We start from the raw sequence: 2239 nt of genomic DNA on the forward strand, positions 1-2239 counted from the left end.
CGCCGTGGCATCGTTCAGCACGCCTTCTAGGCCATATCCCACCTCGATGCGCAGGGTGCGGTCATTCTTGGCAACCAGCAGCAATGCGCCATCATCCACACCCTTGCGCCCGAGCTTCCACGCCTCGGCGACGCGCATGCCGAACTGCTCAATGCTTTCCGGTTGTGTGGACGGCACGATCAACACCGCAAGCTGCACACCTTTCTTCGCCTCGAATGCGGCGAGGCGTGCTTCGAGCGTCTGGGTTTGTTGCGCATCCAGCGTCGCGGTAAGGTCGGTGACGCGCTGGGTGAGCGGTGGTATGGCCACTTCGGCTTGCGCCGCGCCGGCCAGCAGCAGCGCAAACAGGAAAATCCGAGCCCATATTTTTTTCATTTGTTTGCAAACTTATTGTTGATGAACAGTAGGGTGGCACGTCATTGCGCCCGCGTGGGCAACACAATCCTAGTATGCGGCGCAAGGACGATGGCTCAGATTTTCAATTTTGTTTTAATGTAATCTTCAACGTCCTTGATGACATCATCGTATTCTGTCTTGTGAATACGTTTTGATTCGAAATCGATTTTTACATCTTCGAGAAATTTATCAAAATCGCGATTTTGCTCACAAAGCTTATTGATGGTTTCCCAATCAAGCGAGTTTCTTGTTTTTGCTGGATAAAGTATTTTCGAGCTATCAATATCTTTCAGATCGAGTTGAATAATGCCAATGCCAAATGAAGATGCCAGCCTTTCAAGCTCAGAGAGGAAGTCATCGTCCTGAAGAATATCTGGGGCTGCCAACCAACCCTCGTGCGCCCATGATGAATTTGAAACGGCTTGAAAGTAAGCTTCGCGGTAATTGCTCTTGTTCAAAGATTTTTTAAGTTCAAACGAAAATAACTTGAGTGAGTCATTGTCAGAAAGCCTGTTGAATTCGATAACATTTGGTTGCCAATCATCCAATGGCAAATAGAAACCCACTATGTCAGGGTGTATCCACTCGTTGTAACCAGATTTTGTCGATTTTTCGTGATAGATAGTTTTTGTATAAATTGATTTACCACGGTTAAAAGCAGGGCTGGCGTATGCAAAGTAGGTTAGCAACGGGTGAAGGTCGCGTTCATGGAATCCGACCTTTTTTTCAGACTTCTTGAATTCCTCCTTTTCGATGCTGTTAATGGTATCTGGTTTTAAATCGTGTTCCCGATCTTTCAGAAAAAAACGGGCGGGTCGTTTGCCTACTTTGATAAATTTTGAGCGTTCATTATCACGAACTTCGACGTAAAGCCTTGCACCTAATGTTTGCCAAGGAGTCTGCCCAATACTTTGTATTTTTTCAGTGAGCGTTTTTTCCTTTCCTATGTTCCATACTTCTTGATAGGTGAGCGGATTGGTAGCAGTTTTCAGTACATCGTATGCCAAATCGAGAAATGAGTAGCTCATAACAATTTCCTAATGTGTGGTTGGAACAAAACACGCGCAAGACGGAAGCGATGTTGGACAGATGAGTCACAAGCGTGTTGTATGTGCATCACGCCGCATAGCGTTGAATTTCCACTTCCACCCGGCGCTGTGCGGTGCCATCGGCATCGGCATAAACCCGGCGTGCAATGGGTTCGCTCAGGTAATATTCGCCGCAGTCGTCACAGATTTCAGCAGGAACATCACGGATGACCACGACCGCCTTGTCGCGTTGCAGCGTAACGGTGGTAATGCCGGGGTGTGTCTGTCCGGTTTTGCAGATTACACACTTCATCATGCTCTCCTTCTCTTGAATGACTCATCCCAAATCGCGGGATCAGGCAGGTAGATTGTAACCAGATGGCAACTTCCCGTTGCCAGATCGCGCGCAACGACCATATGAACAGGCTGGCTTTCATAAAAGCCCAACAGCAAAACACTGGGAAAAGGCTGGTCATCCGGATAGTCGGCAATAACCTCTCCTTCGGTCATGATCTGCGCCACCGCATCCGGATTGATCCCGCGCTGAAACATGCGTTCGAATGCATGTCGCGAGAAATGCAGCGTTTTGCAGTCCATAATCCTACACTTTTCGGTCAGGCTGCATTTATTTTGCCGGTGCAGCGGTGTCAGGTGCAGCGGGTTTGGGTGCGGCAAAATCCACCGTAGGCGGGCGGGAAATTTCTTTCTCGTTCTCCACCGTGAAAGACGGCTTCACGCTGTAGCCGAACAGCATCGCGGTCAGGTTGCTCGGAAAGGAACGCACCGTGACGTTGTATTCCTGTACCGCCTTGATG

General features: G+C 48.7%; 5 protein-coding genes. All 5 read right to left on the reverse strand.

What is annotated here, in order from left to right:
• Positions 1 to 375, reverse strand: a 375-nt coding sequence (locus tag Q7R76_00010; protein MDO8641962.1) for a TPM domain-containing protein, incomplete at its 3' end; no start/stop codon positions are given.
• A 95-nt stretch (positions 376 to 470) separates the two neighbouring features.
• Positions 471 to 1424 carry an HTH domain-containing protein gene (locus Q7R76_00015; protein ID MDO8641963.1) on the reverse strand — a complete coding sequence of 318 codons (954 nt, stop codon included), beginning with the start codon at positions 1422 to 1424 and terminating at the stop codon, positions 471 to 473.
• 88 nt (positions 1425 to 1512) lie between these two features.
• Positions 1513 to 1737, reverse strand: coding sequence for a type II toxin-antitoxin system MqsA family antitoxin (locus Q7R76_00020; protein MDO8641964.1), 225 nt, complete (start codon positions 1735 to 1737; stop codon positions 1513 to 1515).
• Complete coding sequence (locus Q7R76_00025) at positions 1737 to 2021, reverse strand: DUF4258 domain-containing protein (GenBank protein ID MDO8641965.1); 285 nt, start codon at positions 2019 to 2021, stop codon at positions 1737 to 1739. Before Q7R76_00025 ends, Q7R76_00020 begins: the two co-directional genes overlap by 1 nt.
• Positions 2022 to 2049: 28 nt before the next feature.
• A partial coding sequence (locus Q7R76_00030) for a LemA family protein (GenBank protein MDO8641966.1) occupies positions 2050 to 2239 on the reverse strand: 190 nt, incomplete at its 5' end.

The sequence above is a fragment of the Candidatus Woesearchaeota archaeon genome (genome assembly GCA_030651375.1).
Taxonomy (GTDB): Archaea; Nanobdellota; Nanobdellia; order Woesearchaeales; family UBA12501; genus JAUSFM01.

What these genes read in the sequence shown, in the direction of transcription:
- Q7R76_00015 (MDO8641963.1), bottom strand. Translation starts at nt 1,424, where the DNA reads ATGAGCTACTCATTTCTCGATTTGGCATACGATGTACTGAAAACTGCT.
- Q7R76_00020 (MDO8641964.1), bottom strand. Translation starts at nt 1,737, where the DNA reads ATGAAGTGTGTAATCTGCAAAACCGGACAGACACACCCCGGCATTACC.
- Q7R76_00025 (MDO8641965.1), bottom strand. Translation starts at nt 2,021, where the DNA reads ATGGACTGCAAAACGCTGCATTTCTCGCGACATGCATTCGAACGCATG.